We start from the raw sequence: 26,382 nt of genomic DNA, 5'->3' as shown, positions 1-26,382 counted from the left end.
TCGGCGCGCTTCCTCGCGGCCATTGATCTGGGCGGCGCGGTGTTCGAGACCGAGAGCCTGCCCGAGCCGCTCCTGCCACCCGATCCCTTCCGGCGCGGCAACCGCTACTGGCGGATCAATGTCGGAACCCACGAGGGTTACGCGCTGGTGGTCTCGCGCGACATCCGATGTGCCACATCACGGGCGGCGGCGGCGTCGACTTCCAGCCAGCGGCCGAAGCCATGGCCGCCTCGCCGGACTTCGCTGATCACTGGGAGCGCATCGGCGAAGAGCGCCAAGAGGGCATGGTCTCGACCTTCTTCCGACTGCGAGGAGCCAAAGCTAGCGCTGGTCCTCAGCCGTGCCAGCGCACCGAATGCACGACGTGACCGCGCCCAGGTGATCGCGACGGCGACTTACGACCTTGGTCGCTGAGGCGACGCAGCTTCGTCAGGCCAGCGTGGTGGAAATGGCCACACAGGAACCTCAGCGCCCCGGCGGGATCGGTCCCAAATGGCGCAGGACACGGTCATAGTGCTGGTTGCTTTGCGGGTAGCGCAACTCACCATGTCCTTACGAGGAAGTGAGTTTCCGGAACAGATTAGACCGCTCACGGTCCATACCGGCCATTTCGACTGAAAGGGATCACTGGGTAAGATGATTCAATGCGAACATAGCGACGGGGTCAGCGGTCCGTTTCCCTTCAAGGCGGAGACGACCGGCAGGGCCCATACAGATGCGGGGCTTGGTTTGCATCTGCATGGGCGATGGAGCAGCCATTCATCCGAGCGGCTATGCGGCTTCCCAAACCTGATTCAGGATTTTCGCCGCAAGTGCAGCTTTGTCCTGCGGCAGGAAGCGACCGTAGTGCTGCTGAACGACATCCGGTGTGTCCTGGATTGCATAACTCGCCTGCTCATACGATCCGGTTTGCTTGAGTATATGCGTTGCCAGAATATCCCTGAGATTATGAGGTCCGTGCGGGAGAAGTCCTTTTACGGCGCCGCGGCCGGTGTAGGGATTGTAGATCCCATAGCGTTGGATCACAGTCCGCCAGGCTTCATAGAATTTGGTGGAATCGTATGCCGCGTCCAGACTGGTCGTCTTCACCGTCTTGACGAACAGAGTACCGGGATCTTTTGCTGGACCGAGCAGCACCCCGCGATGGCGATCGATATAGGCTTCGAGGTATTTGTAGAGGTCGAGCAAATCCGGCAGCATCAGGCGAAACGGCTTCTGTCCGAAGAATGATGAGCCTGAGTTCTTGAAGGCGATTGCTGGGATGAGGACCTCCCATCCGTTTTCCCGATCGCTCCAGCGCAATTCACCGCATTTCATGTCTTCCAACCGTCGCTCCGAAGTCGGGAAATGCCCGCGCGGGCACAAGCGAAGCTGTCGAAGGTTCTTTTGCCGGAGCCCCAGATGCAAGCCGAGGCGTAGCAAAAGGAAAGAGCGGACCGCTTCGGCTGCTGCCCGAGGATAACGATTTTCATCCGGCATGCGCTTTAGGATCTCATCTGTGATCTTGCGGTATTCCGACAGTGGGCTGTCTGCTTCAAGGACCACCATGATCGGCTCGAACGGATCGCGGTGCACGCGCATGACACGCTGGATTTCCTTCGAGCGATTGGCAGCATGCCGGTGGAATGCGTCGCAGGCGCCGTGCCAGTCGCGTGCTGCGAATTCTATCTCCTCCGGCGCGATCAGCCCTTCGATTGGCTGAACCTTTTTCAGGAGCTCCGGATGCTGGCGGATCCAGCCCACCTCCGCCCGCGTGAGAGCTTGCGCCACCATCAGCATGTCTTCTTCCCATTTGGTGTAGAAGCCGCGGCGCTGCTCCCGCCATTGGAGGTACCAGTCCCAGACTCCCGGGAAGATCAACAGGCCAAAGGTTAGTTGGCTGAGCGGCACACCGCGCCCTTTGACGACGCTGGCGGGTGAGGCAGCGAGTGCACCGAACATGAGGCCGAGATGCTCGACCTTCTGGGATGCGGTTTCCTCTCCCCAAACTCCATTTCGTTGGAAGCCGATTGCGGTCAGCGTCGATGTCTTGAAGCGGATCAGATCGGCCATCTCCATAGTCAACCGTGGCGGCGCATCGACGACGCCGGACAGGAGATCAGGATCTTCAAAGGCCTCGGGATTGTGGCTCGTGCTGTCGGGGTTCATTTGTGGTCGTGGAGACAGGGTGCCTCCGCCATAGGTGATCCCCGGAAATCGTATTGCATAACGCTGTTTGGTTGCCGCCGCCTGGTAGCGACGATAGTCGGTTGAGCCCGAGATGATGACCCGGCGCACCCATTCGATGATTTCCTCCCGCTTGGAGAACGGCAAGCTGCTGAAATCGTCCGGAAGATGCCATGCAAGGCGCCGCCGTTCCGCAGCACTGATGTCACCCATATCATGGCCGTAAAGCGACCGGGATTGGTGAGGCAACTTCGTCTTGAAGTAATCCGGCGCCAGTCGATAACGCCGTTCGATGCGGGAGAGGATCTCGAAGCTCGTCAGAGATCGCGGCACGCGCTCGCCCTGAACCCAAGACAGCAGGGTCTTGTCATCGAAAGTCTCGCCCAAGCGCACAACGGCGCGGTAAAGCTGCCAGTAGCTCTCGCCGATCCGGCGCATATGATACACGAGTGCATCGTGGAAGCTGACCGGATCATCGGTTGCTTCGAACAATGGTTCAGGAAAAGAACTAATCGGTTTCGGTTGTGGCCCTCTTGGCATTGACGAAGATTGAGCCGGGGTCTTGTCGGAGAGGATCTGTCGCGGTCCGGAACGCGTCGCAGTTTCCACCTTGCGCCGAACGGCATTGCGCGATTTCGTGCGTGTTTTCATCGACTGTATGTCGTCGACGGCAGGTGGTTCTCCGAGCCAGCGGATAATCGCGTCCAGTCCCGGACGGAGCGCCTTCTTCAATTCGGCCGTCAATTGGTTTTCAATCCCGCAAGACTGACCGATTGCTGTCCAGTCCATACGACCATTGACGATCGGTGGTGGCTGGCGATGGATGACGAGACCGACGAGAAAGGTGTTAATGCTTTGCAGCATTCGCTTTGAGGCTAATGGCGCAATGCGTACCTCGCAGAAATCGGAGATTTTGCGTTGAAAGTGATGAGATGAAAGATCGTGTTTTGCCATGCTCTTATTCCGTTTTCTCGGCACCAGCGCCGAGCGCGGGCGGAATAGGAACAGACGTTTAAAAATAGGTTTTGCGGCCAACTGGACTCCCAGTCGGGTTTAGGCTTAGGCCCAAATTTGAGATGAAGCATCGAGAGGGCCATGCTACAGATTGCTGATGGGGTTCGGGGTTTTTATTCACCGGTCAGATTCGATTTACGACGATAGCCCGGCTGAACAATACCAGTTCCCGGGCCAGTATCTCGGTCGTGTCCAGGCGTGTGTGGGTGACTGGATCGTCTACTACGAGCCGCGGAAAGTCGCAGCGACCCGCGGCTATTTTGCTGTCGCCAAGATTGAACGGGTTATTCCTGATCCGAAGGCCCCGGGCATGTATCTGGCGCTGATCGAAGACGGCAGCTATCTCGACTTCATCAATCCCGTTCCGTTCAGCGGACCAGACGGTGTCATAGAGCGAGGCGTGCTGAATGGAGAGGGCCGCATTTCCGGCAGAGCACAGGCCGCAGTCCGGCCGATATCCGCAGCAGATTTCAACCGCATCGTATCGATCGGCATCGACGAGCATGAGCCTGAACTGCCTCGGTTGGATGAGCCGGAGGTGACGCCTACGGTCGATGGATTTGCAGATGATGCTCAAGCGCCGTTCATATTCGAGCAGGAGCGCGACCGGGTTATGCAACTCTCGTCGCGGATAGTTAGAAATCGGCTGTTTCGCCGGCTCGTTCTTCAGGCTTATGACAAACGATGCGCCATCACGGGATTGAAGCTCATCAACGGTGGTGGCCGGGCGGAGGTCGATGCCGCACATATTCGCCCCGTGGAAGCGAGCGGGCCTGACATTCTTTCCAACGGAATTGCGCTTTCGGGCACCGCACACTGGATGTTTGACCGCGGTCTGATTGGCCTCTCGGATGATCTTGATATCCTCATCTCGCGTCAGGCGAATGATCCTGACAGCATTCAAGGGCTCCTCAACAAGACCGGGAAGGCGATCGCGCCTGGCAGGGTCTTCGAGCGGCCATATCCCCAGTTCCTGAGATGGCACCGTGAGAACTGCTTCAAGCAGTGAACACTAGGGTAGCCTTGCGCTGTAGTAACTTCATCCCGATCGGGTCTATTTTGATCCGTTGGCGCCGGTAATGCTGAAATCATCCCGAGCGGTTCTTTTGTCTTCCTCTTGCACCATCTGATGATATAATCATCCCGATAGGGGTGATTATGGAAAAGATCAAAGATACACAAAGCCTCGGTATGCTGATCCGTCAGGAGCGCAAACAGCAAGGGTTAACCCAGGAGCAACTCGCCGGGGTGATTGGTGTGGGCGTACGGTTTCTACGTGAACTCGAGGCCGGCAAAGAGAGCTGCCAGATTGGCCGTGCGATGCAAGTCTTGGCTGGTTTGGGCCTGATTGTTTCGGTCGGTCGTCGCGAGGGTCCGCGATCATGACCCGCGTATTGGATGTCTATTTTCGTGACACCAAGGCCGGCGTGCTTGCCCGGCTTGACGACGGCCTGCTCACCTTCGCCTATGACGACGCGTATCTTCTGGACCAGACGTCGCGGGCGATCTCGTTCTCGATGCCTCTGCGAGAAGAGCCATTTGGTGATCAGGTAGTGCGCCCGTTTTTCTCCGGGCTATTGCCGGATGAGGGCGCGCGGCAACGGCTTGCTGGGGCGCTAGGCCTATCGGCAGGGAACGCTTTTGGACTGCTGGAAGTCATCGGCGGCGAATGCGCAGGTGCCTTGTCACTCTACCCAACGGGCACTGCTCCCGAACCTTCGGGCCAATCCCACGCCGAAATTCTCACTCCAGAACGTCTGGATGAAATTCTCAGCAGGCTGCGGACCCGGCCTCTGCTTGGTGGAGATGAGGGCATTCGTCTATCGCTGGCCGGCGCGCAGGACAAACTGGCGGTCATTGTCGATGACGCTTCCATCGCATTGGCAAAAGACGGCAGACCAACGACCCATATCTTGAAACCAGTCATCCAGGCGTTGGAGGGCACGGTGGAGAACGAGTATTTTTGTATGCGCCTTGCTGCCCGGCTGAAGCTGCCGGTACCCCATGTCGAGATACGCCTCAGTGGAGCCACTGCTTTTCTCCTGGTGGAACGCTATGATCGGACGAAGGCTGCAGACGGCATCATTGAGCGCCTGCACCAGGAAGACTTCTGCCAGGCGCTCAGCGTGCCGCCGGAGTTGAAGTATGAGGCTGAGGGTGGACCGGGAACAGAACGATCTCTCCGGTTGATCGACCAGGCCTGCACGAGACCCGTCGCGGATCGGTTACAGTTCATCCGAATGCTGATCTTCCATTATCTCGTGGGCAACGCCGACGCTCACGGCAAGAACTACGCCCTGCTTTACGGCCTCTATACACCGGATCTGGCACCGATCTATGATGTCGTTTGCACGGCCGTTTATCCCCGTTTGTCAAAGAGGCTCGCCATGAAGATTGGCGGTCGCGATGTGCCCGACACGATCCAGCTGAAACATTGGAATGCATTGGTGCCCGAAACTAAATCTTCTCAGCGCATCCTTGTTCGCGATCTTGCTCTAATGGCAGAAAGGATTGTGAGCGAGGCCGATGCACTTGTTGCCGAGTTGGCCGACGAGGGGGCCAGGCATCCTATCCTGAGTAGAATTTGCAACGTCATCTCAAGTCGGGCTGGTTCGCTGCAGAGGATCACTGAACAGGCGTCTTAAGCATGTCAATGGTCTCCAACATCCAGAGCTTTGTTCTCCAACAGCAGGCCGGTGGTGCAGATCCCTTCAAGGCAGCAACTACTTATTGGGTTCTACAGCGCTAGTTGGCTATAGGAGAAATCTTATCAGCGAGGAACCGTGTCCATGGTAACCGAGACCCTCCAGGCTTTAGTGCCCGGTCATGTTCTCCGAGCAGCGATCAATCTTGGTAACCAGGCGTTGGCTCGGGAAGAGAACGGCGAACTTCGCGGTCTCGCGCCTGCATTGGCAAGGCGGCTGGCCGTTGAAATCGACAAGCCGATTGAATTTGTGATCTACGAAAGCGCAGGAAAAACATTCAACGGTGTTTCGCAGGGCATGTGGGACATCGGTTTCCTCGCAATCGATCCCGAACGCGCCAGGACCGTTTCCTTTACCCGGCCCTATAAGAAGATTGTCGCCACCTATGCGACCTGGGAGAACAGCCCGCTCCAGTCTGCCGACGACGTCGACAGACCCGGTCTGAAAATCGTGGTGGCAAGCGGTTCCGCCTACGATCTCTATCTCAAAAAGAATTTGCGGCACGCCGAATTGATCCTGGCCGACAGCCCGGCGCAATCGATGGCCTTGTTTCGCGGCGGGTTGGGAGATGTCGTCGGCGGCGTCATGGAAAACCTGCAGCGCGCCTTTGCCGAAGGGTGCGGGATCCGGATACTGCCCGGCCAGATCACGACGGTCAGGCAGGCAATGGTTCTTCCCTACCACGACGCAGACCGGATTGCCGCGCTGGATGACTTCCTGGCCAAGGTCGTGTCCGACAAGTTCATCTCCGACAACATTTGAAGGTCGTAACGAGGGCAGAGCGAAGAGGCCGTATCAGCGTGCTTCTTCGGGGGCACCGGATTGACGTCCGATATGCGATTTGAGCTGCCTTGAGAATGCGTCGGCCAGCGCGGAAAGCGGCCGCTTGGCTGGCTCCAGGAGATAAAGCCGCCGCGATAGACGCAGATCTTTGATGTGCACGAAGCGTAATGCGGGATCGTTGAAGAGGTTCACGGCGTTGCGCGGCAGCAGGGCTATCCCCATTCCGGCGCGGATCATGCAGAGTTGCGCCACGGTGGAGTGGGCATTGATCCGGGTCTCGAGCAATTCTTGCGGCACTTTGCTGCGCTTCAGCAACTGATAGCTGCCGGAATTTGCCGTCAAGCCGATCAACACGCGATGTCGAAGGTCTTCCAATCGGACATCGCGCTTGGCCAACTCGTCATCACTTCGACAAGCAAGACCGAATTCGTCGCGCATGATCTCGCACTGACGCAGGTCGTGGCTGTGGAAAGCGCGACCGGCAACGGCCATGTCGAGTTGTCCTGCGACAACCATCTGGGCAAGCGTTTCGGCGACATCATCATGCAGCAGGCATTTGACCATCGGCCGGGCGGCAAGAAAGGCAGCGAGTTCTGGCGCCAGAAGCTCCGTGATGGCCGATGGCGAGGCGCCGATGGCTATCGACCCGAGTTCAAGGCCGGCTGTTTGGCGCATGCGCGTGATGGCTTCATCCATGCCGACCAGGAGCGGTGCGACCTCCTCCAGAAACGCTCTAGCCAATGGCGTCATGATCGGAGGACGAGCGCCGCGGTCGAAGAGCGCTGACCCGACAGTGGCTTCGAACTGGCGGATGAGGTCAGACAGAGCGGAGGGAACGACGCCCAGTTTCAACGCTGCAGCATTGAAGCTTCCTTCTTCCGCGATGGATTGAAGAGCGCGGATGTGCCGCAGGTTTATGTTCAGATTATCCGAATTTAACTTCATGACTTTCTATTTTCATGAATCTGTAATTCGTGGTCAAGTGCTCACACCCTAGTCGGAGCCATTGCCATGTTAGACACCAATGCCGGAGCACCCACCCTTGAGAGCATCGGCGAGGCGTTGCGCGGAGCGAGCTTTCGGGGAGAGGTCGAAACCGATACCGCGTTGCGCGCTGCCATGTCCACGGATAATTCCGTTTATCAGATTACCCCTGACCTGATTGTCGCTCCGCGCGATGCACAGGATCTTGTCGTCTTGCTTCAGGTCATCGAGCAGCCTCGCTTTGCCGGTATCGCCCTTACCGCGCGCGGCGGGGGCACCGGGACGAATGGCCAGAGTCTCAATCACGGCATCATCGTCGATCTTCGACGCCACATGAACCGTCTCCTTGCACTCAATGAGCAGGCTGGCTGGGCTGACGTTCAGCCGGGCATGGTGCTCGACGATCTAAACGAACAAATCCGCCATACGGGGTGGTTCTTTGCGCCTGAAACGTCGACGTCGAACCGATGCACAATCGGCGGGATGGTCAGTACCGACGCCTCCGGCAAGGGTTCGCGCATTTACGGCAAGACGTCCGACAACATCCTCGGCCTTCAGATCGCACGACCTGAAGGGCTGCTCGACAGCTTGCTACCTCCACCGGACTGGGCATCGACGATGTTGTCTCAAGCTGAGCGCTCGGCCAGGCAAGGCAGGCAGGCCTTTATCGACAATACACCCCGCCTCAATCGCCGCTTTACCGGCTATGATCTGGAACGAGCCTGCCCGGACGATGGAGAGTTTGAATGGTGGCGGCTGTTTCTCGGGGCTGAAGGGACCTTGGGGCTCTTGAGCAGTATTCGCGTGAAGCTCCGGCGCATCGAGCGCGAGAAACGCCTTGTCGTTGCGGGCTTCGAGAGCTTCCGCTCCGCCGTTGGGGCCGCCGCACCGCTTCTGGAGGCCGAGCCCACGGCAGTCGAGGTCATGGACGAGACCGTGCAGGCGATAGCCGACAGCGCGGGCATCCTTCACCGGTTGCCGGTTGGCTTGCGCGCGGTCGACGGCCAGCGCGTCGCCTATGTTTTCATCGAGCTCAACGGCGACGATACGGTGCTGCTGCAACACAAGCTCGATCGTTGCCTGGGCATTCTGGCGGGACTGACCGGCATTGGAGCCATTCACGTCGCTGCTGATCTCGCCGAAATCCGTGAGCTCTGGGCCATCCGCTCGGCGGGTGTCGGGCTTCTCGGCAAAGTCGATGGTCAAGCGCGTCCGATCGCCTTCGTCGAGGACACAGTGGTTCCACCCGAGAACCTTCCTGAATTCCTGGATGGCTTCCTGGAAATTCTGTCACGCAATGGCCTGGGCTTCGGCATCTACGGCCATGTCGATGTAGGGTGTCTGCATATCCGTCCGGCGCTGAATATCGATAAAGACGAGGATCGCAAGCGCCTGGTGCAAGTGTCCGATGAGATCTTTGCGCTGACGAGCGCACTCGGCGGGATATTCTGGGGCGAACATGGAAAGGGCGTGCGTGGCGCTTATCTTCGGGACTGGATCGGGCCGGAAGCATACGCAGCGCTGCAAGGCGTCAAAGCGGCATTCGACCCGGCCGGCCGTTTCAACCCTGGAAAGCTCGTCAGCAACAGTGTTCCGATCATGGGGATCGCGACGACGCCTTTCAGGGCCTTCAATGCCTCTGACGGCGATCCACTTCGCCAAGCCTTTCGGTGCAACGGCAATGCCCAATGCCTCAGCTATGCCAGTACCACACCGATGTGTCCCAGCTTCAAGGCAACCGCAGACCTGCGCCAGAGCCCGAAGGGAAGGGCCGACGCGCTAAGGGCCTGGCACCGAGCCCGCCAGGAGGAGGGGCAGGCCGATCTTCCCGAGCGGGAGGCCGACCTGCTCACCGCTCTGGATACCTGTCTTGGATGCAAGGCATGCGCTTCATCCTGTCCCGTTCAAGTGGATATCCCGACGATGCGGACAGCCTTCCTGAGCGACTATTTCGAACGCCACAGAAGGCCGATGGCGGATCGGCTGGTTCTCGCGGCGGAACGCCTCAGTCCACGACTTGTCCAATTGACACCGTTTGTTGCGCCGGTTTGGCCGCTCGCGGCGGGAATTGGCGAATGGCTGACGAAAAGCCAGGACATGCCGCGACAGCTTGCGCGCTCCCCGCGCAATCTCTTGCTCCGCGAGGACGATCTGTCTGCAGCTTCCCTCCCTGAAAGGAGCGTGATCCTGGTGCAGGACTGGTTCACGGCGCTCTTCGATAGCGATGTCCAGCAAGACGTTATCGGTGGCCTGACTGCGCTTGGTTACCGACCCCGTCTGTTGCGCATGTTGCCGGCCGGCAAGGCTGCCCATAACCAGGGCAATATGGCCGGGTTCAAGACGATGGCGACCAGTCTGGCGCAGCAGTTGAAGCGTGCAGCGGCAACCGGTGCGCCCTTGGTCGCGTTCGAGCCCGCCTTTGCCATGATGCTGCGCCAGGACTACCCGAAGGCCGGCATCGACGTGCCGAACGTCCAGTTGCCGCAGGAGTTTCTTGCCTCTGAAGCTGAACGGCGGCAGTTCCCGCAGGCTACCGCGACGGTCAGTGCACGCCTGTTATCCCACTGCACTGAAATATCCGGTGTTCCGCAGGCAGGGGCACTTTGGGAGAAGGTATTTGATGCCGTCGGCATGAAGCTGCAGGCGAAGGCGACCGGATGCTGTGGCATGGCTGGACTGTTCGGGCATCAAAGACGCCACCAGGCAATGTCGCGCAAACTGTACGATCTATCATGGCGCGCGCATGTCGAGTCCAATGAGGTGATAGTCGCCACAGGCTTCTCCTGCCGCTGCCAGAGCGAGAGATTGTCGGGGAGGGAGCTTGCACATCCACTTGGTCTGATTGCCCAATCGCTTGCAAGTCAGCCGCCTCGAGCCTCTTCCGATGGCAGCGCAATGTAAAGCTCGAGAGAGTAGGGAACAGACATGCCGTCCAGTATCCGTCACCTCAGGATGTTTCTCGTTCTCGGAGAAAACAATTCCGTGACGCGCGCGGCCGACAAGAACAACGTCTCGCAACCTGCCGTGACCCAGGCTATGGCGAAGCTCTCCCGGGAATGCGGGCATGAGCTGTTTCACCGCAGCCCCACGGGACTGTTTCTGACCGAGGCAGGCAAGCTTTTGCACTACCGCTCCACGCGTGCAATTCGAATGCTCGATGCCGCCACATCGGATATGAACAGGGCCATTCGCGCGCAGGCGACCTGGCAGCAGTTGACGGCCTTGATCGCGGTGACCGAAACCGAAAACTTCACGCTGGCCGCTCGCCGGCTGGGGCTCGCGCAGCCAACGGTTCATCGGTCTACAACAACTCTGGAAGAGGCCGCCGGCACGGTGTTCTTCCAACGAACGGCGCATGGGTTGATTTCGACGCGGGCGGCACTGCAACTGGCCCAGGCTGCACGGCTCGCACTTGCCGAACTGGATCAGGCAGAGTCCGACCTTGCGACGCTGACCGGCCGGGAGGTCGGCCGCATCATGATCGGCGCGCTCCCGCTCTCACGTTCGGGTTGGCTGCCACGCGCCATTCTTGCCTTTCGGCAGATAAAGCCACGATTTCCCTTTCACGTCATCGACGGACGCTACGACGAATTGCTGCTGGAGTTGCGGCGGGGAGGGATCGACATGATGCTGGGCGCGCTTCGCCTGCCAAGCCCCATAGAAGATATCGATCAGGAACGGCTCTTTGACGACGAGGTGGTGATCGTCGCGCGGCGTGGCCATCCTGTTCTGGATCATCCGCAAGTCTGCTTCGACGACCTCAAGGCGTATCCTTGGGTCGTACCACGCCGCACGACGCCAATACGGGGGATCCTCGATGCCTATTTCTCCGAGCAAGGACCGAAGGATGTCGTCGAGACCTCATCGGTCATCATGATGCGCGAACTTCTGCGCGAGAGCGACCATCTGGGCGGCATATCGCGAATGCAGGCCGAGGTGGAACGGGAGGTGTTGGCCATAGTTCCCGTGCGTCTGCCGAACGCAATGCGCCCGATCGGAATAACCACCCGCACCGGCTGGGAGCCGACGCGGGCGCAGACAGATTTTCTGAATCTGCTGCGGCTCACAGCAGGCAACCTGGCTTAGTTGTCCAGCCTTTTGAGGATCGCATCTGCCCTTTCCGGATAACTCTCCGGTCCGGCATGTAGAAGAAGCTCTCCGACGCGCTGTTGCCAATCGGCTGTAGCGCTGGCAAGCCCGTTCGGCAGGCCGAGTTCTTCGAGCGTGATGGCAACTTCCCGCATTTCGGCAGCGCGCCGGCGGCCATGGACCATCATCCGCTCTAGATTGTACGCAGCCTGGCGTGGCCAATCGATATTGGGATTGGATGCCTGCAGCGAGCCCAAAACCTTTTCCTCGATACCGGCACGTCTAGCTGCGAGCAGGCATTCCGCTGTCAGCGCTTCCATGCCCTTGATCATGACGGATCGGATCATCTTGATAGCAGATGCCTCGCCGATCTCGATACCCGAGCTCCGCGCATCCATGCCGAGCGTATTCAGAAACTCGAGCGCCTCATCAGCATGAGGGCCGGCCACCAGCAGCGGAGTGCGATGCATCTTCGGGTAGACCGGCGCCATGATGGCGACATCGACATAGCGACCGCCAGCGGCCTCGACGATTTCTGCTGATCGGCGCTTGGCGCCGGGCGAGCAGCTGTTTCCATCAAGCCACAGAGCTCCGGGAGCCAGGTGCGGTGCGGCTTGTTCGGCTGCAAGGACGGCCCTGTCCGCCGTCACCAGGCAGAACACAGCCCCTGCCTCGCTCAATGCCGCAGCGCGATCGGCTGCCAGAACGACGCCGGAGGTTTCTGCGCGGCCTTCTGGCTGCACCCGCGCTTCGGGATCATCACACTTCTCGTCATAGGCGCGCAGACCAGCCGATACGTCCTTGCCCCAGCCCTTGGCGAAGGCCTCGGCGGCTTCTCCGAATCCAATGAAAGCAATTTTCGGCAGACGCTTATCCGACATGTCTATTTCCTCTTACGTGTGTTGGTCGCAGGCAGTGGAGTTTAAGCCCTCTGACCTGTCAGTTCGATTGATCCCGGCGGTCGCTGTCACCCGGACATCCTGTTGCACATTATGCGCGCGATCGGGGGGCAAGGATGACCCGCATCACTTCGACGATCACAGGCAGACGGAACGCACCATAAGGCCAGGTCGCAAGGGCGTTGCTGGCGCAATCCGCCGGAAACGCCCCTGTAGTCTTGCGTCTGCGGCCTCTCGGTCTCATGGCATCGGCAAACCTAGCAGCTTTTCGAAGATCAGGATCGCGATCAGCCATATGCCCAATCCGGTCGCTGCGGCGCGAACCAAGCGGCGGTCCCCGGGAAACAGCATGGTCACCAGGCTGGACGCCAGCGCGATGGACAGTGCCAGCCCGATCCAGTTCACGCCTGCCAAGCAGATTGCAAAGATGAAAAATGCTGCCAAGGCCCGATGGCTTTTCGAGAAGTCGCCCCGCTCTTCGACGAACGCACCACGCATGGCAATGATCAGGTAGAACAGGGAACAGGCCGCACTGAATATTCCCACCTGAATGGGCAGCGCCCCCGGACCCGTGTCGCCGGTGGAGTGACCCGCCGGCAAGGCAAATGCCATGAACAGGAAGGCTATCGATCCAGCGAGACATGCCACCCCGGCAATGACATCGCCGACCGGGAAAACCCGGCCAGCCTGCTTGACGTGTCCGTCGCTCATTTTACGAACCCGGCCGACTTCAGGAACTCTGACTGATCTGCCAGATCCTTCTGAACCCGCTTGGTGAATTCTTCTTCCTTCCAGTCAGGGCTGTCCTGAAACTGCTCTTCCTGGAATTTTTTCCATTCAGGCGAAGCCGTGACCTTGTCGACCGCCGTCTGGATCGAAGCGACAACGTCGTCCGGTGTGCCTGCCTTCACTGCAATGCCACGCCAGATCGCGCCCTCGAGGTCGTAACCCTGTTCCTTGAAAGTTGGTGCGTCCGGGAGGAACGGCGAGCGTTCGGCAGTGCTGACGCCCAGCAACCGGATCTCTCCGCTCTTGACCTGCGACAACGCCGTCGAAGGCGTCATCATTGCGGCGTCGATATGCTTGCCCAGAAGCGCAAGTGTGACCTTGCCGGAGGCGTCATGCGGGATCCAGCCGCTCTCGAAGCCGCCCTGCTTCATCATCTGGTAGAGCATGTACTGATGGAAGCCGCCGGATGAATGTCCACCCACCTTCAGGCCGTTTGGATGGTCCTTCATGTATTTGACGAACTCGTCGACGCTCTTGTACGGGCTGTCGTTCATCACCGCGAGCGAGGATGGTTCCGACTGCATCGCACGAAGGAGACGCAGGTCCTCCACCTTGAACGGGATCAGCCCCTGAGCAATACCGAAGGTCAACGTTCCGGTCAGCACCAGGATATTGTAGCCGTCGGCCCGCTGGGTGACGATCTGTGAAAGGCCAACCGCGCCGCTCCCGCCGGCCCGGTTGTCGACCTTCACGGTCCATCCGCTTTCCTTTTCCAGCAGTTCCGCAAGCTTGCGCCCGTAGGTGTCCAGCGCGCCGCCGGCACCCGACCAGACCACCAAGGTTACTGTCTTCGTCGGAAACTCCGCGGCAGCAAAGGTTGGTGATGCCGTGGCTGTCGCTGCCGCCAGGCAAAGGGCGGCGAAGGCGGACCGCAGGACGTGGCTGAGGCCGCGGGATTTGGTTGTCTTTGAGGTCATGTGCATCGTTTCTCTCTCCCTGAAATGATGGCTTGGACGAATGTATGGCTTAGGTTGGGCTGACGACGGCACCACGACGGGCGCTCCAGACGCGGTAGATCGGAACGGCCAGGCTGACCGCGCTGAGGATCAGGAACAGCACGCTGATCGGATCGGTCAGGAACACCATGTAGCTTCCTTGGGACGACACGAGCGCTGTCCGGTAGTTGGACTCGATCAGGTAGCCAAGGACCATGGCAAGGATGATCGGTGCGACTGGAAAATTGAGTTTCTTCATGAAATAGCCGATCAGGCCGAAACCAAGCGTCAGCCAGACGTCGAACATCAGATTGCGAATGGCAAAGGATCCGAGCACGGCGAAGGCCAGAATGCCTGCGGCAATCACGCCGGGTGGCAGCAGCAGCGTGCGGGCCATGATCGGCAGAAACAACGATCCGACGAGATATTGTACAAGCGACGCGATGATGACGCCAAACAGGATGGAATAAACCAGTGAGGGCGCTTCGGTGAACAGCTGAGGACCCGGATGGAGACCGTGCATGATCAGGGCACCCATCATGATGGCCGTGGTTGGTGAGCCCGGCACACCAAGCGACAGAAGCGGAACCAGCGCTCCACCCACCGTCGCATTGTTGGACGCCTCGGGTGCAGCAATGCCATTGGCGGAACCCTTGCCGTATTCCTCGGGATGTTTGTCGCGGGCGCGGGCGTAGTCACGGGCGACCCAGCAGGCAATATTGCCGCCAACGCCCGGAAGGATGCCCAGAAGGGTGCCGATGACCGACCCCGATACCATCGAGCGCCAGGTTTGCTTGAGAAGGCTGCGCGACATGAAGACGTGACCGACCCGCTTGTTGCCGATGTCGGCGCGGCTAGCCTGCTTTTCAGCAAGGGCGATCGCTTCCGACACCGCAAACAGTCCGATCAGGGCAGCGAGAAATGGCACACCTTCATAAAGCTCGAATTGCCCGAACGTGAAGCGCGGCGTTCCAGCGATGGGATCGATGCCGACGGTCGCGAGAGCGAGGCCGAGAGCTGCACCGAGCAGACCCTTGACGAGCGAGCCGCCGGACAGCGCCGCGACCGACGTCAGACCAAACAGACCGACCGCAAAATACCCTGCCGGGCCAAACTGAAGCGCAAGTTTGGCCAATGGCATTGCAAGCAGCAGAAGAGCAAGTCCGCCAAGCACGCCGCCGACCGTCGAAGCGGTCAGCGAAATCGAGATCGCCTCGTTGGCCCGGCCTTGTTGTGCCATCGCGTAACCGTCAATGGCGGTGGCCGCCGCCGCCGCCGTGCCGGGCGTCGATAGCAGGATGGCGCTGATCGAGCCGCCATATTCGGCGGACGTATAAAGGGAGATCATCAGCAGCATGCTGAGTTCGGGAGACATGGTGTATGTGAACGGGATCAGCAGGCTGAGGCCGATCGATGGACCAAGCCCGGGCAGAGCGCCGATGATGATCCCGAGTATGGCCCCGATGACAAGGGCCGCTATTCCCGACAGGCTGAAGATCACGCCCAGCGACTGGATGATGCCGTCCATTCCATTCCTCCCAACTCTTCCAGAACCGAAGCGCTTCTCCTCAGATGCGCCAAGGTTCACAGGTGTTCTTCTGCCACCTTGGCCTATGCAGCAATTTAGAAAAGCCGCACGGCATATAACTTTATGCTATTGCTTCGGCCCGAAGGCATTTACCGTACGCATTGCGGCGCCGGACTGGACGGCACCGTCGGGCGGAACCGTTTCAGCCCCAGTAGATCTGCATCGGGTTGTCGACGAGAAGCTTCTGCTGCAGCGCCGCGGTCGGTGCGATCCTCGGAATGAGGTCGACGAGGTGGCCGTCATCCGGCATGTGCGATGTCATGTTGGGATGTGGCCAGTCCGTTCCCCAGAGAACGCGATCGGGGAAACGTTCGACCAGCGTGCGCGCGAACGGGACGACGTCGTCATAGGTCGGCGCGCCGCTTTTGGAGAGACGCTCCGGGCAGGTCACCTTGCTGACCACGTTCTCGTACTCGTCCATCAGCCGGATGAAGCGACCGAATTCGGGACCGTCGACCGGCTTTGTGACATCCGGTCGGCCCATATGATCGACCACGACCGTGGTCGGCAGCGAGGTGAAGAAGTTCCAGCGTTCCTCAAGATCGGCCGCTTCGAAGTAGATGACGACATGCCATCCAAGCGGGGCTATTCGGTCGATGATAGCGTGGTAATAGGCATCTGGCTTGGGATCAACGAGGCGGCGAACGAAGTTGAAACGGACCCCTCGAACGCCCGCCTCGTGCAGCTCCGACAACTCGCCGGGCGACACGGTGTCGCGAACTGTCGCCACGCCGCGAGCCTTGTCATTGGAAGCACGCAAGGCATCCATGAGCGCCCGGTTGTCAGCGCCGTGGCAGGTTGCCTGAACGATGACGTTGCGGTCGAAGCCCAGGTAATCACGCAGGGCGAAGAGCTTGTCCTTGCCCGCATCGCATGGAGTATATTTCCGTTCCGGCGCGTACGGGAACTCGTCCCCCGGACCAAAGACATGGCAGTGGGCATCCACTGCGCCGGCCGGCGGGCGAAACTTCGGCTTGCTCGGGGAGGGATCGAAGCACAGCCAGTCGGGGTCCATGGTGAACGCTTCCATCACAGACCCCTTGCCTTTAGCTGTGCGTCGAGACGCGGATAGACCCGCCGTGCATTCAGTTCGAACACCTTGTGCTTGTCAGCCTCGGAAATCTGCAGGGAGTCGACATAGCGCTTCGTGTCATCGAAATAATGGCCGGTCTGCGGATCGATACCGCGAACCGCACCAACCATCTCGGAGCCGAACAGGATGTTGTCGACGTCGATCACCTCAAACAGCAGATCGATGCCGGGCTGGTGGTAGACGCAGGTGTCGAAGAAGACGTTCTTCATGACGTGCTGGTCGAGAGGCGGTCGCTTCAGCATGTCGGCAAGCCCCCGATAGCGACCCCAGTGATAGGGAACGGCACCACCGCCATGCGGAATGATGAACCGCAGGTCAGGAAAGTCCTTGAACAGATCGCCCTCGAGGAACTGCATGAAGGCGATCGTGTCCGCGGCGATGTAATAGGCACCGGTCGCATGCATGGCGCAATTGCAGCTTCCAGACACATGGATCATCGCCGGAACGTCTAGCTCGACCATCTTTTCGAAGAACGGATACCAGGCCCGATCGGTGAGCGGCGGTGAATCGAAGCGACCGCCCGAGGGATCGGGATTGAGATTGCAGCCGACGAAGCCGAGTTCGTTGACGCAGCGTTCCAGCTCCCCGATCGAGGTTGATATCGATGTGCCGGGTGTCTGGGGCAACTGGCACACGCCGACGAAGGTCTCGGGGTAGAGATCGACGACGCGCTTGATGAGGTCGTTGGACCGGCGCGCCCACACCCGTGCAGCCGACTGGTTACCAACGTGCGGCGCCATCGCCGAGGCGCGCGGTGAAAAGATCGTCATGTCGGCACCGCGCTCACGCAACAGGCGCAACTGGTTGGCTTCGATCGTGTCGCGGATCTCGTCGTCGGAAATATCGGGATAGGCGGGATCGATGTCACCGTCGTTGTTGATCGCATCTTCCTGCTGTGCACGCCATTTCGTGTGGCCGGTGGGAGCGGTCGTATAATGGCCGTGGCAATCAATGATCATGACGTCGGATACCTCTGCACGGGCGAAGCATCGCCAAGGCGACGCGTCGCAGAATGTTTCGGGAAGGCGGTGCCGCAGTCAGGTATGGCGAGCGGCTCTCCTCCCAGCTCGTGCAAGAGTCTTAGCGAAGACTGTAGTTTCAGGCATATCGAAACGGCTTCCTCTCCATTAGTTTTTCTGAGGTCCAGTCTTCACAGGCCGTCTTGAACTCAGCGACGAATGCCGACTGCAACTGGGTAGGTCGCCAGTCGTCGCGAATGGTGACGCCAATTTTTCGTTTCGATGAAAAGTGTCCCCGGATTTCCGCAAGCAGCCCGGCCCGGCGTTCGAAGATGAACTGATCGCGCGACATCAGTGTCAGCCAGTCGTCGTTCAGCATGAGTCCGCGACCGATCGTGACCGAATTGCTCTCGATTTGAACGCGCGGCGGTTCCAGCCCGTATTCGGCGAAAATCGCATCCCACCTTATGCGCATCGGAGCGCCAATGCTGGCTATCACCCAAGGAAAATCTCTCAGGCGGGCCGGGACGAAGTTCTCGCTGCTGGCCAATGGATGGCCTTTGCGTGCAACGATGACCAGATCGTCGTCGAAGACTGCTTCCTCCACGACGTCGCCCACCTGCGGAGGGTCGCGCAGAGCGCCGATCAGGAAATCGAGCTGGCCGTTGCGCAAGCCGGCGAGCAGGTCCGCATACGGGCCTTCGACAACATTGATGCGGGCGGCAGGATTGGTCTGCGCAAACCGTGCCAGTGCCCGTGGCAAAAGGATCGTCTGCGCCATCGGCAAGGTGCCGATCGCTATTCGTCCGGCGCCTTCGAGGCTAAGTGCTGCGAGTTCGTCGAAGCCCGCTTCGATCTCCGCGAGAGCCAGGCGGGCAAAGCGAAGCAGGTTTGCCGCAGCCGGTGTCGGCTGAACTGTCCTTCCATGGCGTGCCAACAGCAAAATGCCGAGCAACTGTTCCAGTTCGCGAGCAGATCGATGCAGCGCCGGCTCGGACAGTCCCGTCAGTTTCGACGCCATGGCGAAGCTGCCCGCCTGATCGACCGTCAGCAGGGACCGCAACTGTCCAAAGGTGATGCGGCGTTCGATGTTGGGAAGGCTCGGCAGCCGAGCGGATCGGCGGACGCTGTGTCCACCGCGCACGATATAGGCGAGCGCCCGCTCTATCCGCGCGCTCATCAGTTCACCGGCACGCGTCAGCGTAACGCCGGTCGGCTGGCGGTCCAGCAGGGCATGGCCAAGTTGTGCTTCGACTTTCGCGACCGCCTGAGTGATCGCCGGCTGCGACAGGTTCAAGGCCAGCGCCGCATTGCTGATGCTGCCCAGACGACCCGCCGTGGCGACAGCTTCGAAATGGCGCAGATTGATGTCCCGCTTCATATCCATCCCGGCACTTAACCAGAGCTTATGGGCTGGACGCAAATCTATTTTGCCTTTCCGTCGGGCTGGTCACTAGATTGGCTGAGGAGGACGAAGAGGAGTAAGCCCGACATTCCGGTGCAGCGCGTCTGCCAAGGCCCGATCTGCGCGCTTTGCGCAAAACCGGACGGGAAGCGTGTCTCTTCATCCAGTCGAATTCGTATCAGTCGGCAGCGTCAGTAGCGTCGACAGATCGGAGTGCATCGCGTGGCCAGAGGCGCCGGGCATCTTGTCTGGAGGTTTTCGACTAGGGCCCGGATGCGCGAGGAGGAAAAATACGCGTGACCTATTCGCAAGCAACCAACAATGTACCGCCGGTATCGCCGAAGGCCAGCGCAGGCGGCCGGTTCGGGATTCTCGGCCAGCTCTGGTTCCAGGTACTCGCCGGCACGGTGCTCGGCGTCTTGCTCGGCCATTTCGCCCCGGGCATCGCGGTTGCGATGAAGCCATTCGGCGATGCTTTCATCAAGATGATCCGCATGATGATCGGTCCGATCATCTTCGTGACGGTGGTGCACGGCATCGCCGGCATGAACGATATGAAGAGCGTCGGCCGGGTGGCTCTGAAGTCCATACTCTACTTTGAGGCGATCACGACGCTGGCGCTGGTTTTCGGTCTGGTGACCGTCAACCTCTGGAAACCTGGCGCCGGGATGAACATAGACCCGAGCACGCTTGATGCCGCGTCAATCAAGTCCTATGTCGCGACTGCGCAGGACCAGTCGATGACGGCCTACTTCATGGGCATCATTCCAGATAGCTTTCTCAGTGCTTTTACCGAGGGACATGTCCTCCAGGTCCTCTTCATATCGGTCCTTTTCGGTATCGCACTTGCCGCCATCGGCGAACGCGGTCGGCCGGTCTTCCACGTGATCGAGAGCGCCTCGCAGGGGTTCTTCAAGATCATCGGCTACATCATGTATTTCGCGCCGATCGGTGCATTCGGCGCCATCGCCTTTACCGTCGGCCAGTTCGGCACATCGTCGCTGTGGTCGCTCGGATCGTTGATCGTCGAATTTTTCGCGGTCTGCGCCTTATTCACAGCTGTCGTATTCGGCGGGATTGCCTACTGGTGTGGTGTCAGTCTGTTGCGGCTGTTCAGCTATCTGTGGGACGAGATCGTCATCGTCGCCGCCACCACGTCGACCGAGACCGTGTTGCCGCGGCTGATCCAGAAGATGGGCAAGGCGGGATGCGAGGAGTCGGTCGTCGGTTTCGTCGTGCCGGCCGGCTATTCCTTCAACCTCGACGGCACGTGTCTTTACCTCACGACAGTCGCGATCTTTCTGGCGCAGGCGACCAACACGCCGCTGACGATCTGGCACGAACTGAGCCTGATCGGCGTCCTTCTCCTGACGTCCAAGGGCGCGGCCGGCGTCGCCGGCGCTGCTTTCGTCGTGCTTGCGGCGACATTAAACACCACTGGCGCCATCCCTGTGGCGAGCATTGCCCTGATCCTCGGCATTCACCGCATTCTCGCGGAAGGGCTCACCTTCGTGAACCTGATCGGCAATGCCCTGGCCTCCATCGTCATCGCCAAATGGGAAGGCAAGCTCGACGAGAAGATGCTGGCCGAGACGGTCGGTACGCGTCGCCTGCAGCGCGTCCATGGCGTTACCGTCAACTAAGATCGGCCGTCCGGGCTGGGATGAAAGGAGTTACCGACATGGCGACTGTTGTGCAGAATATCGAACGTGCCGAAGGCGAAGTCATCAAGCGACTGGGCGCTGCCGGCGTGGCCACCGTCCACGAAGCTCAGGGGCGCAAGGGTATGCTGGCAAGCTACATGCGGCCCATCTATAGCGGCGCCCAGATCGGGGGCTCAGCGGTGACGATCTCGTCGCCCCCGGGTGATAACTGGATGCTTCACGTCGCGATCGAGCAGCTGAAGGAAGGCGACATTCTCGTTCTGGCGCCGACATCGCCCTGCGACAATGGATATTTTGGCGACCTTCTGGCGACATCTGCCATGGCGCGGGGCTGCAAGGGGCTGGTGATCGATGCGGGCGTTCGCGACATTCGAGATCTGACCGCCATGGGATTCCCCGTCTGGTCGAAGGCGATATCCGCGCAGGGAACGGTGAAAGAAACGCTGGGGTCGGTCAACGTTCCGATCGTCTGCGCCAGTGCGCATATCGAAGCGGGCGACGTCATCGTCGCCGACGATGACGGCGTCTGCGTCGTCAAGCGGACGGAGGCACTGGACGTCCTTGCAGCGGCCGAAAAACGCCTTGCCAACGAGGAGGCCAAGCGCGCCCGGCTGGCCGCAGGCGAGCTTGGTCTGGATATCTACGACATGCGCCCGACGCTGCAGCAGAAAGGTCTTCGCTATGTATGAGGACGGAATTGCGTGCCTGTGGATGCGCGGCGGCACATCCAAGGGTGCCTATTTTCTTGCCGAGCATCTGCCCGCCGACCAGCATGAACGTGACGCGCTGCTGTTGCGCATTATGGGGTCACCGGACCCGCGCCAGATCGACGGTATCGGCGGGGCCGATCCGCTGACGTCGAAGGTTGCGGTGCTGTCGTCGTCCAGCCGCGACGACGCCGATGTCGACTACCTGTTCCTGCAGGTTTTTGTCGATCAGGCACTGGTCAGCGATGCCCAGGGCTGCGGAAACATCCTGGCCGGGGTTGGGCCGGCAGCGATCGAGCGTGGCCTTGTGGCTGCGCAAGGCGATCTGACTGAGGTCAGAATTCACATGGTCAATTCCGGCGAAGTCGCGGTCGCCAAAATCGCGACGCCCGGCGGGCGCGTGAGCTATGCGGGTGACGCCGAAATTGCAGGCGTACCCGGCCGGCATGCGGCCGTCCCGCTACTATTTCAGAACATTGCCGGCTCGATGTGCGGCGCCCTGCTTCCCACCGGCAACGAGATGGATGCCATCGACGGCGTCGATGCGACGCTGATCGACAACGGCATGCCATGCGTCGTGATGCGCGCTGCCGACTTCGGGCTGAGCGGCACGGAGACACGCCAAGAGATCGAGGCGAATGAAGCGTTGAAGCTGCGCATCGAAGCCATTCGTTTGAAGGCTGGCCCGATGATGAACCTGGGTGACGTCACAACCGCCTCCGTGCCCAAGATGACACTGGTTTCGGCCGCGCAGAACGGCGGTGCGATTTCGACGCGCAGCTTCATTCCGCATCGGGTCCACGCTTCCGTCGGTGTTCTCGCAGCCATTACCGTTGCAACTGCGACCGGGCTTGCAAGCAGCCCGGCAGCAGAGATGGTCGCAAGCCCGACGGATGGTCGATACCTGATCGAGCACCCGACAGGCGCCATGGAAGTGTTCCTCGATACCGACGCGGGAGGGCAGATCAAGGCGGCCGGCACGGTGCGGACGGCACGCAAGCTGTTCGACGGAAGGGTCTTTCCCGCTTCTGCGGGATGAACAGCTGACGACCTGAACTGTTCCGGGAAGAGGAGTCCCGGACCAGCACCGGTCATCGGCAACCACGGGAAATTCATCGACATCGCATTGCGGGTCATATGGGAGGAGAAGACATGAACAAGCACTTCAGAAAGACATCGAGACGCTCACTGGTCGCGACGGCAGGCGCAATCATGCTGGCCTTTTCCTTGCCGGCCGGTGCGGCCGTAGCGCAGGCCTATCCGACGCGGGATATCACCCTGGTGCTGCCGTTCGGGCCAGGTGGTATCGCCGATATCACCGCACGGATCGTCGCCGATGCGCTGGGCAAGAAACTCGATCGGCAGATCATCATCATGAACCAGCCGGGTGCCGCAGGCGCGACGGCTGCCCGCGCGGTTCTGAACGCAGAGCCGGATGGCTATACTCTCGCGCTGTTTTCAAACGGAACGGCGATCAGCGTGCCTTTGTTCAAGAAACTTTCCTATGATCCGATTGCGGAGTTCGTCCCCGTCTCGAGCCTTGCCTATTTCGATTTTGTTTTTGTTACCAAAGCCGATAGCAAGTTCAAAACGCTCAAGGATGTCCTCGATGCGGCCAAGGCCGAGCCCGGCGCGCTCAATGTCGGCACGATCAACACCGGGAGCAGTCAGAACCTGGCCGCGGAATTGTTCAAATCGTCCGCCGGCATCGATTTCACCATCGTACCCTACAAGGCGACGCCAGACCTGCAGGTCGCTCTCCTGGGCGGTGAAATCGACATGGTGATCGACAGCGGAACAGCCTTGAAGGCAGCTTTGCAGCAGAACCAGGCGATTGCGATTGCATCCTCCGGCCCGCAGCGTTCCAGCCTCAACGGAGATGTGCCGACGGTGACCGAACTCGGCGTCAACGGCTTTGACGTCACGTCGTGGAACGCGATTTTCGCGCCCAAGGGAACGCCTCCGGAGGCCGTAAAAGTTCTCAACACGGCTCTCATGGAAGTCTTGGCGGACAGTGATGTACGAAAGCGTTTTGCCGACCTCGGTGTGGAGGCGCGGGCAAGCAAGCCCGAGGAAATCGGCAAACGGCTGGCGGATGACATTGCGAAGTGGGGCAGCGTAATCGACAAGGCGGGTATCCCCAAGCAGTGATTGATGCCTAACGAAGACATGGTTTTGCTACCACGCGATGAAAGAAGCGGCGTGATCGCCGCTTCTTCATAGAAAGGCGCCTGCAGAGCGCTAGGTCCTGTTGACAAAGTGGATTCCCAAATCAGTGGAAGCATGATTCAAGACTGCTTTTTAGAAGGCGGTTTTGGCACGCGGCGACCTGACGGATATGGAATGGCGGATCATCGAAGGGCTTTTGCCGTCGGAGTCCGGTAGAAAGTCCCGGCCCGCGCATGACAATCGACGGTATCTGAACGGCATGCTACATGTTCTGCGGGTCGGCTGCCCCTGGCGCGACATGCATGAGCGCTACGGAAAGTGGAATTCCGTCTATGTGCGCTTCCGCCGCTGGGCGGAACAAGGGGTGTGGGATGCACTGCTTGAAACGCTGGTCGAGTTGGGGCTGGCCGATGACCGGCAGCACATGATCGACAGCACCACAGTTCGCGGCCACTCTCAGGCTGCGGGCGCTAAAGGGGGACTTATAAGGAGGCTTTTGGTCGATCACGTGGCGGCTTTTCGACGAAAATCCACGCCCGCGCAGACGGTCAGGACGCCCTCTCGGCTTCATCCTGATAGGCGGAGAGGCTTCCGACTGCAATGCTGTTTCTGACCTGCTGGCGATGCCGGTTGGCAAGCCGAGGCGGTTTCTTGCCGACAAAGGATATGACGCTGACTTTCTACGCGAGGAGTTGCTGCTCCAAGGGACCAGGCCGGTCATCCCGCCGAAGGCCAACCGGCAAGCCCCGCCCGCCTGCGACTTTAGAGCCTACAAGGATCGAAACCGCATCGAGCGGATGTTCAATCGGATCAACCAGTTCCGTCGTGTTGCTACCCGATACGACAAGACCCGAAAAGCTATCGAGGGCTTCCTCGCCCTGGCCGCCGCAAAAATATGGTTGCCATACTGTTGTCAACAAGACCCAGGTTTGTCCGGGTAACTCATCTGGAGGCTAACATCTTGACTGTTGCTTTGGTGGGAACGTCGTCCTTTGATCGGTTCTTCAATCCAGCCCATGACGCGTTGCAACGGCGCGGCCATGGTGTGGCACGGTTCGTCACGCGCGAGGAACTGCTTGCCGCCGTTGATGCACTGCAGTCTTTGGAAATCCTTGGCGCGACCTCAAGCTTTGCAGCCGACCGGGAGCTGTTTGCCAGGATGCCGCGTCTGCGCGCACTGGTTTCTCCGTTCACAGGGGTCGAAGGGTTCGATGTTTCGGCCGCGACGGAAAACGGCATCCTCGTGGCGAATGGCCAGATTGCGGAAAACACCGTCAGCATGGCCGAGGCCGCAGTTCTCTTCACCCTGGCTTCGCTTTATGACCTTCATGGCACTGAGCGCTACCTTCGCGAAAACCTGCCGCGTCCCTCGCAGGTCCGTGCGCGGATGCTCATGGGAAAGACAGTTGGCCTGATAGGCTTTGGCAAAATTGGACAGGCTATCGCGGAACGGCTGTCTGTATGGGGCGTGAGGCTCGTCGCTGCGGTGCGCACGACGCGATCGATGCCCGCCTACGTCACCGCCCAGAGCCTCGATGAAGTGCTCGCGACAAGCGATGTCGTTATCATGGCGGCTGCACTCACTCCTGAATCACGGGGAATGCTGGATCTTGACGCGTTGCGCCGAATGAAACCGGACGTGGTGTTTGTCAACATCACGCGGGGCGGCATCATCCCCGACGATACACTCGCCACGCTCGCCGCAGAGCGACCGGCTATGCGCCTTGCCCTCGATGTGTTCGACCCGGAGCCGTTGAAAGAGGATAGTCCGCTGCGCGACCTTCCGAACGCCATCCTCACCCCACACATGGTGGGACATACTGTCGAGTCGCAGATGCGCCTGCGGGAGGCATTTTGCGAGAACCTTCTCGCGGTGGCAGAGTGGCGGGTGCCTGAATACGTCGTCAATCCGTCTGTGATCGAAACGTGGCTGGGAAAACAGGACAGCCCACAGCTCTAATTGCGTCCGAGCTTGTATCACTCATCAGTGCATCGTCATCCATTCGCGGGCGGCGCGTAGTGCAGCGGCGAGTTCGGCCTTGCTTATCGTCTGGGCAAGGTCACCGCGCAGTGCTGCAGCCCGGTCGGAGCCCTTGATGGCGGCGATGTTCACCCACTTGTGGGCGGCGATGAAATCAACGGCGCAGCCGCGACCGGTCGCATACATGAGCCCCATTTCGAAGAAGACGTCGGCGTGATTGTCGCCGCCCATTCCAAGGGATCAGGCCGGTCATCCCGCCGAAGACAAACCGGAAAGCCCCGCCCGTCTGCGACTGAAATAGCGACTACGCCGCTGGCAGTCTAGCCCTACAACACATTCCAGTTATGGAAGGATTTTAGCCTTAATATTTCTGCGCGTAGGGGCGGCTCGGGCAGGCTCTCGGTCTCGAACACCGCGCCGCCAAGATCAATGGCCGCGAGGAAGCGCGCCGG

General features: G+C 59.9%; 22 protein-coding genes and 1 pseudogene. 13 read left to right on the top strand and 10 right to left on the bottom strand.

Features of this window, described 5'->3' with window-relative positions; all coding sequences use genetic code 11:
• Positions 1-414, top strand: a 414-nt coding sequence (locus ACR65N_RS21980; RefSeq protein WP_440458770.1) for a hypothetical protein, incomplete at its 5' end; no start/stop codon positions are given.
• Positions 415-771: 357 nt separating this feature from the next.
• Here ACR65N_RS21980 and ACR65N_RS21975 read toward each other — a convergent pair.
• Complete coding sequence (locus ACR65N_RS21975; RefSeq protein ID WP_440458769.1) at positions 772-3,120, bottom strand: hypothetical protein; 2,349 nt, start codon at positions 3,118-3,120, stop codon at positions 772-774.
• A 157-nt stretch (positions 3,121-3,277) separates the two neighbouring features.
• Here ACR65N_RS21975 and ACR65N_RS21970 point away from each other — a divergent pair, with 157 nt between their 5' ends.
• The 4 genes from ACR65N_RS21970 to ACR65N_RS21955 all read left to right on the top strand — a co-directional run bounded on the left by ACR65N_RS21970 (position 3,278) and on the right by ACR65N_RS21955 (position 6,647).
• Positions 3,278-4,189, top strand: a complete 912-nt coding sequence (locus ACR65N_RS21970) for an HNH endonuclease (protein ID WP_440458768.1) — start codon at positions 3,278-3,280, stop codon at positions 4,187-4,189.
• 149 nt (positions 4,190-4,338) lie between these two features.
• Complete coding sequence (locus ACR65N_RS21965; RefSeq protein ID WP_440458767.1) at positions 4,339-4,566, top strand: helix-turn-helix domain-containing protein; 228 nt, start codon at positions 4,339-4,341, stop codon at positions 4,564-4,566.
• Positions 4,563-5,825, top strand: a complete 1,263-nt coding sequence (locus tag ACR65N_RS21960) for a type II toxin-antitoxin system HipA family toxin (RefSeq protein WP_440458766.1) — start codon at positions 4,563-4,565, stop codon at positions 5,823-5,825. Before ACR65N_RS21965 ends, ACR65N_RS21960 begins: the two co-directional genes overlap by 4 nt.
• Positions 5,826-5,969: 144 nt before the next feature.
• Positions 5,970-6,647 (top strand): transporter substrate-binding domain-containing protein, encoded by a 678-nt coding sequence (locus tag ACR65N_RS21955; protein WP_440458765.1) that lies wholly within the window; start codon positions 5,970-5,972, stop codon positions 6,645-6,647.
• Positions 6,648-6,680: 33 nt separating this feature from the next.
• Here the strand turns inward: ACR65N_RS21955 and ACR65N_RS21950 are convergent, their stop codons facing one another.
• On the bottom strand, positions 6,681-7,613 hold the full coding sequence (locus ACR65N_RS21950; RefSeq protein WP_440458764.1) for a LysR family transcriptional regulator: 933 nt from the start codon (positions 7,611-7,613) through the stop codon (positions 6,681-6,683).
• 66 nt (positions 7,614-7,679) lie between these two features.
• Here ACR65N_RS21950 and ACR65N_RS21945 point away from each other — a divergent pair, with 66 nt between their 5' ends.
• Positions 7,680-10,553 (top strand): FAD-binding and (Fe-S)-binding domain-containing protein, encoded by a 2,874-nt coding sequence (locus tag ACR65N_RS21945; RefSeq protein WP_440458763.1) that lies wholly within the window; start codon positions 7,680-7,682, stop codon positions 10,551-10,553.
• 24 nt (positions 10,554-10,577) lie between these two features.
• Positions 10,578-11,738 (top strand): LysR family transcriptional regulator, encoded by a 1,161-nt coding sequence (locus ACR65N_RS21940; protein ID WP_440458762.1) that lies wholly within the window; start codon positions 10,578-10,580, stop codon positions 11,736-11,738.
• Here the strand turns inward: ACR65N_RS21940 and ACR65N_RS21935 are convergent.
• The 7 genes from ACR65N_RS21935 to ACR65N_RS21905 form a co-directional block, all read right to left on the bottom strand.
• A complete protein-coding gene (locus tag ACR65N_RS21935) occupies positions 11,735-12,622 on the bottom strand; it encodes an NAD(P)-dependent oxidoreductase (RefSeq protein ID WP_440458761.1) in 888 nt (295 codons plus the stop codon). The genes ACR65N_RS21940 and ACR65N_RS21935 overlap by 4 nt on opposite strands.
• Before the next feature lie 258 nt (positions 12,623-12,880).
• On the bottom strand, positions 12,881-13,351 hold the full coding sequence (locus tag ACR65N_RS21930; RefSeq protein ID WP_440458760.1) for a tripartite tricarboxylate transporter TctB family protein: 471 nt from the start codon (positions 13,349-13,351) through the stop codon (positions 12,881-12,883).
• On the bottom strand, positions 13,348-14,346 hold the full coding sequence (locus ACR65N_RS21925) for a tripartite tricarboxylate transporter substrate binding protein (protein ID WP_440458759.1): 999 nt from the start codon (positions 14,344-14,346) through the stop codon (positions 13,348-13,350). The genes ACR65N_RS21930 and ACR65N_RS21925 overlap by 4 nt, the downstream gene beginning before the upstream one ends.
• A 49-nt stretch (positions 14,347-14,395) precedes the next feature.
• Positions 14,396-15,892, bottom strand: coding sequence for a tripartite tricarboxylate transporter permease (locus ACR65N_RS21920; protein ID WP_440458758.1), 1,497 nt, complete (start codon positions 15,890-15,892; stop codon positions 14,396-14,398).
• 202 nt (positions 15,893-16,094) lie between these two features.
• Positions 16,095-16,982, bottom strand: coding sequence for an amidohydrolase family protein (locus ACR65N_RS21915; RefSeq protein WP_440458757.1), 888 nt, complete (start codon positions 16,980-16,982; stop codon positions 16,095-16,097).
• Positions 16,982-18,004, bottom strand: coding sequence for an amidohydrolase family protein (locus tag ACR65N_RS21910; protein ID WP_440458756.1), 1,023 nt, complete (start codon positions 18,002-18,004; stop codon positions 16,982-16,984). Before ACR65N_RS21910 ends, ACR65N_RS21915 begins: the two co-directional genes overlap by 1 nt.
• A gap of 139 nt (positions 18,005-18,143) precedes the next feature.
• Positions 18,144-19,391 carry a LysR substrate-binding domain-containing protein gene (locus ACR65N_RS21905; RefSeq protein WP_440458755.1) on the bottom strand — a complete coding sequence of 416 codons (1,248 nt, stop codon included), beginning with the start codon at positions 19,389-19,391 and terminating at the stop codon, positions 18,144-18,146.
• Positions 19,392-19,705: 314 nt separating this feature from the next.
• Between ACR65N_RS21905 and dctA the strand changes: the two genes are divergently transcribed.
• From dctA to ACR65N_RS21875, 6 genes and pseudogenes are all read left to right on the top strand, one after another.
• Complete coding sequence (gene dctA, locus ACR65N_RS21900) at positions 19,706-21,052, top strand: C4-dicarboxylate transporter DctA (RefSeq protein WP_440458754.1); 1,347 nt, start codon at positions 19,706-19,708, stop codon at positions 21,050-21,052.
• 38 nt (positions 21,053-21,090) lie between these two features.
• Positions 21,091-21,762, top strand: a complete 672-nt coding sequence (locus ACR65N_RS21895; protein WP_440458753.1) for a 4-carboxy-4-hydroxy-2-oxoadipate aldolase/oxaloacetate decarboxylase — start codon at positions 21,091-21,093, stop codon at positions 21,760-21,762.
• The gene (locus tag ACR65N_RS21890) at positions 21,755-22,819 is read left to right on the top strand and encodes a 4-oxalomesaconate tautomerase (RefSeq protein WP_440458752.1); all 1,065 of its coding nucleotides are present in this window, start codon (positions 21,755-21,757) and stop codon (positions 22,817-22,819) included. Before ACR65N_RS21895 ends, ACR65N_RS21890 begins: the two co-directional genes overlap by 8 nt.
• Before the next feature lie 113 nt (positions 22,820-22,932).
• Positions 22,933-23,931, top strand: a complete 999-nt coding sequence (locus ACR65N_RS21885; protein WP_440458751.1) for a Bug family tripartite tricarboxylate transporter substrate binding protein — start codon at positions 22,933-22,935, stop codon at positions 23,929-23,931.
• Positions 23,932-24,094: 163 nt separating this feature from the next.
• Positions 24,095-24,906, top strand: a pseudogene (locus tag ACR65N_RS21880) (IS5 family transposase).
• A 4-nt stretch (positions 24,907-24,910) separates the two neighbouring features.
• Positions 24,911-25,909 (top strand): NAD(P)-dependent oxidoreductase, encoded by a 999-nt coding sequence (locus ACR65N_RS21875; protein WP_440458750.1) that lies wholly within the window; start codon positions 24,911-24,913, stop codon positions 25,907-25,909.
• 24 nt (positions 25,910-25,933) lie between these two features.
• On the opposite strand, the gene ACR65N_RS21870 is transcribed toward ACR65N_RS21875, so the two are convergent.
• Complete coding sequence (locus tag ACR65N_RS21870) at positions 25,934-26,161, bottom strand: SEL1-like repeat protein (protein WP_440458749.1); 228 nt, start codon at positions 26,159-26,161, stop codon at positions 25,934-25,936.
• Between the last annotated feature and the right edge of the window lie 221 nt (positions 26,162-26,382).

Source organism: Rhizobium sp. SAFR-030 (assembly GCF_059415005.1).
The sequence above is the reverse complement of the archived record's forward strand: the minus strand, read 5'-3'. Positions and strand labels throughout refer to the sequence as shown.

Excerpts from the sequence above, each read along its gene's own strand:
- ACR65N_RS21975 (WP_440458769.1), bottom strand. The coding sequence starts at position 3,120 with ATGGCAAAACACGATCTTTCATCTCATCACTTTCAACGCAAAATCTCC.
- ACR65N_RS21970 (WP_440458768.1), top strand. The coding sequence starts at position 3,278 with ATGGGGTTCGGGGTTTTTATTCACCGGTCAGATTCGATTTACGACGAT.
- ACR65N_RS21965 (WP_440458767.1), top strand. The coding sequence starts at position 4,339 with ATGGAAAAGATCAAAGATACACAAAGCCTCGGTATGCTGATCCGTCAG.
- ACR65N_RS21960 (WP_440458766.1), top strand. The coding sequence starts at position 4,563 with ATGACCCGCGTATTGGATGTCTATTTTCGTGACACCAAGGCCGGCGTG.
- ACR65N_RS21955 (WP_440458765.1), top strand. The coding sequence starts at position 5,970 with ATGGTAACCGAGACCCTCCAGGCTTTAGTGCCCGGTCATGTTCTCCGA.
- ACR65N_RS21950 (WP_440458764.1), bottom strand. The coding sequence starts at position 7,613 with ATGAAGTTAAATTCGGATAATCTGAACATAAACCTGCGGCACATCCGC.
- ACR65N_RS21945 (WP_440458763.1), top strand. The coding sequence starts at position 7,680 with ATGTTAGACACCAATGCCGGAGCACCCACCCTTGAGAGCATCGGCGAG.
- ACR65N_RS21940 (WP_440458762.1), top strand. The coding sequence starts at position 10,578 with ATGCCGTCCAGTATCCGTCACCTCAGGATGTTTCTCGTTCTCGGAGAA.
- ACR65N_RS21935 (WP_440458761.1), bottom strand. The coding sequence starts at position 12,622 with ATGTCGGATAAGCGTCTGCCGAAAATTGCTTTCATTGGATTCGGAGAA.
- ACR65N_RS21930 (WP_440458760.1), bottom strand. The coding sequence starts at position 13,351 with ATGAGCGACGGACACGTCAAGCAGGCTGGCCGGGTTTTCCCGGTCGGC.
- ACR65N_RS21925 (WP_440458759.1), bottom strand. The coding sequence starts at position 14,346 with ATGACCTCAAAGACAACCAAATCCCGCGGCCTCAGCCACGTCCTGCGG.
- ACR65N_RS21920 (WP_440458758.1), bottom strand. The coding sequence starts at position 15,892 with ATGGACGGCATCATCCAGTCGCTGGGCGTGATCTTCAGCCTGTCGGGA.
- ACR65N_RS21915 (WP_440458757.1), bottom strand. The coding sequence starts at position 16,982 with ATGGAAGCGTTCACCATGGACCCCGACTGGCTGTGCTTCGATCCCTCC.
- ACR65N_RS21910 (WP_440458756.1), bottom strand. The coding sequence starts at position 18,004 with ATGATCATTGATTGCCACGGCCATTATACGACCGCTCCCACCGGCCAC.
- ACR65N_RS21905 (WP_440458755.1), bottom strand. The coding sequence starts at position 19,391 with ATGGATATGAAGCGGGACATCAATCTGCGCCATTTCGAAGCTGTCGCC.
- ACR65N_RS21895 (WP_440458753.1), top strand. The coding sequence starts at position 21,091 with ATGGCGACTGTTGTGCAGAATATCGAACGTGCCGAAGGCGAAGTCATC.
- ACR65N_RS21890 (WP_440458752.1), top strand. The coding sequence starts at position 21,755 with ATGTATGAGGACGGAATTGCGTGCCTGTGGATGCGCGGCGGCACATCC.
- ACR65N_RS21885 (WP_440458751.1), top strand. The coding sequence starts at position 22,933 with ATGAACAAGCACTTCAGAAAGACATCGAGACGCTCACTGGTCGCGACG.
- ACR65N_RS21870 (WP_440458749.1), bottom strand. The coding sequence starts at position 26,161 with ATGGGCGGCGACAATCACGCCGACGTCTTCTTCGAAATGGGGCTCATG.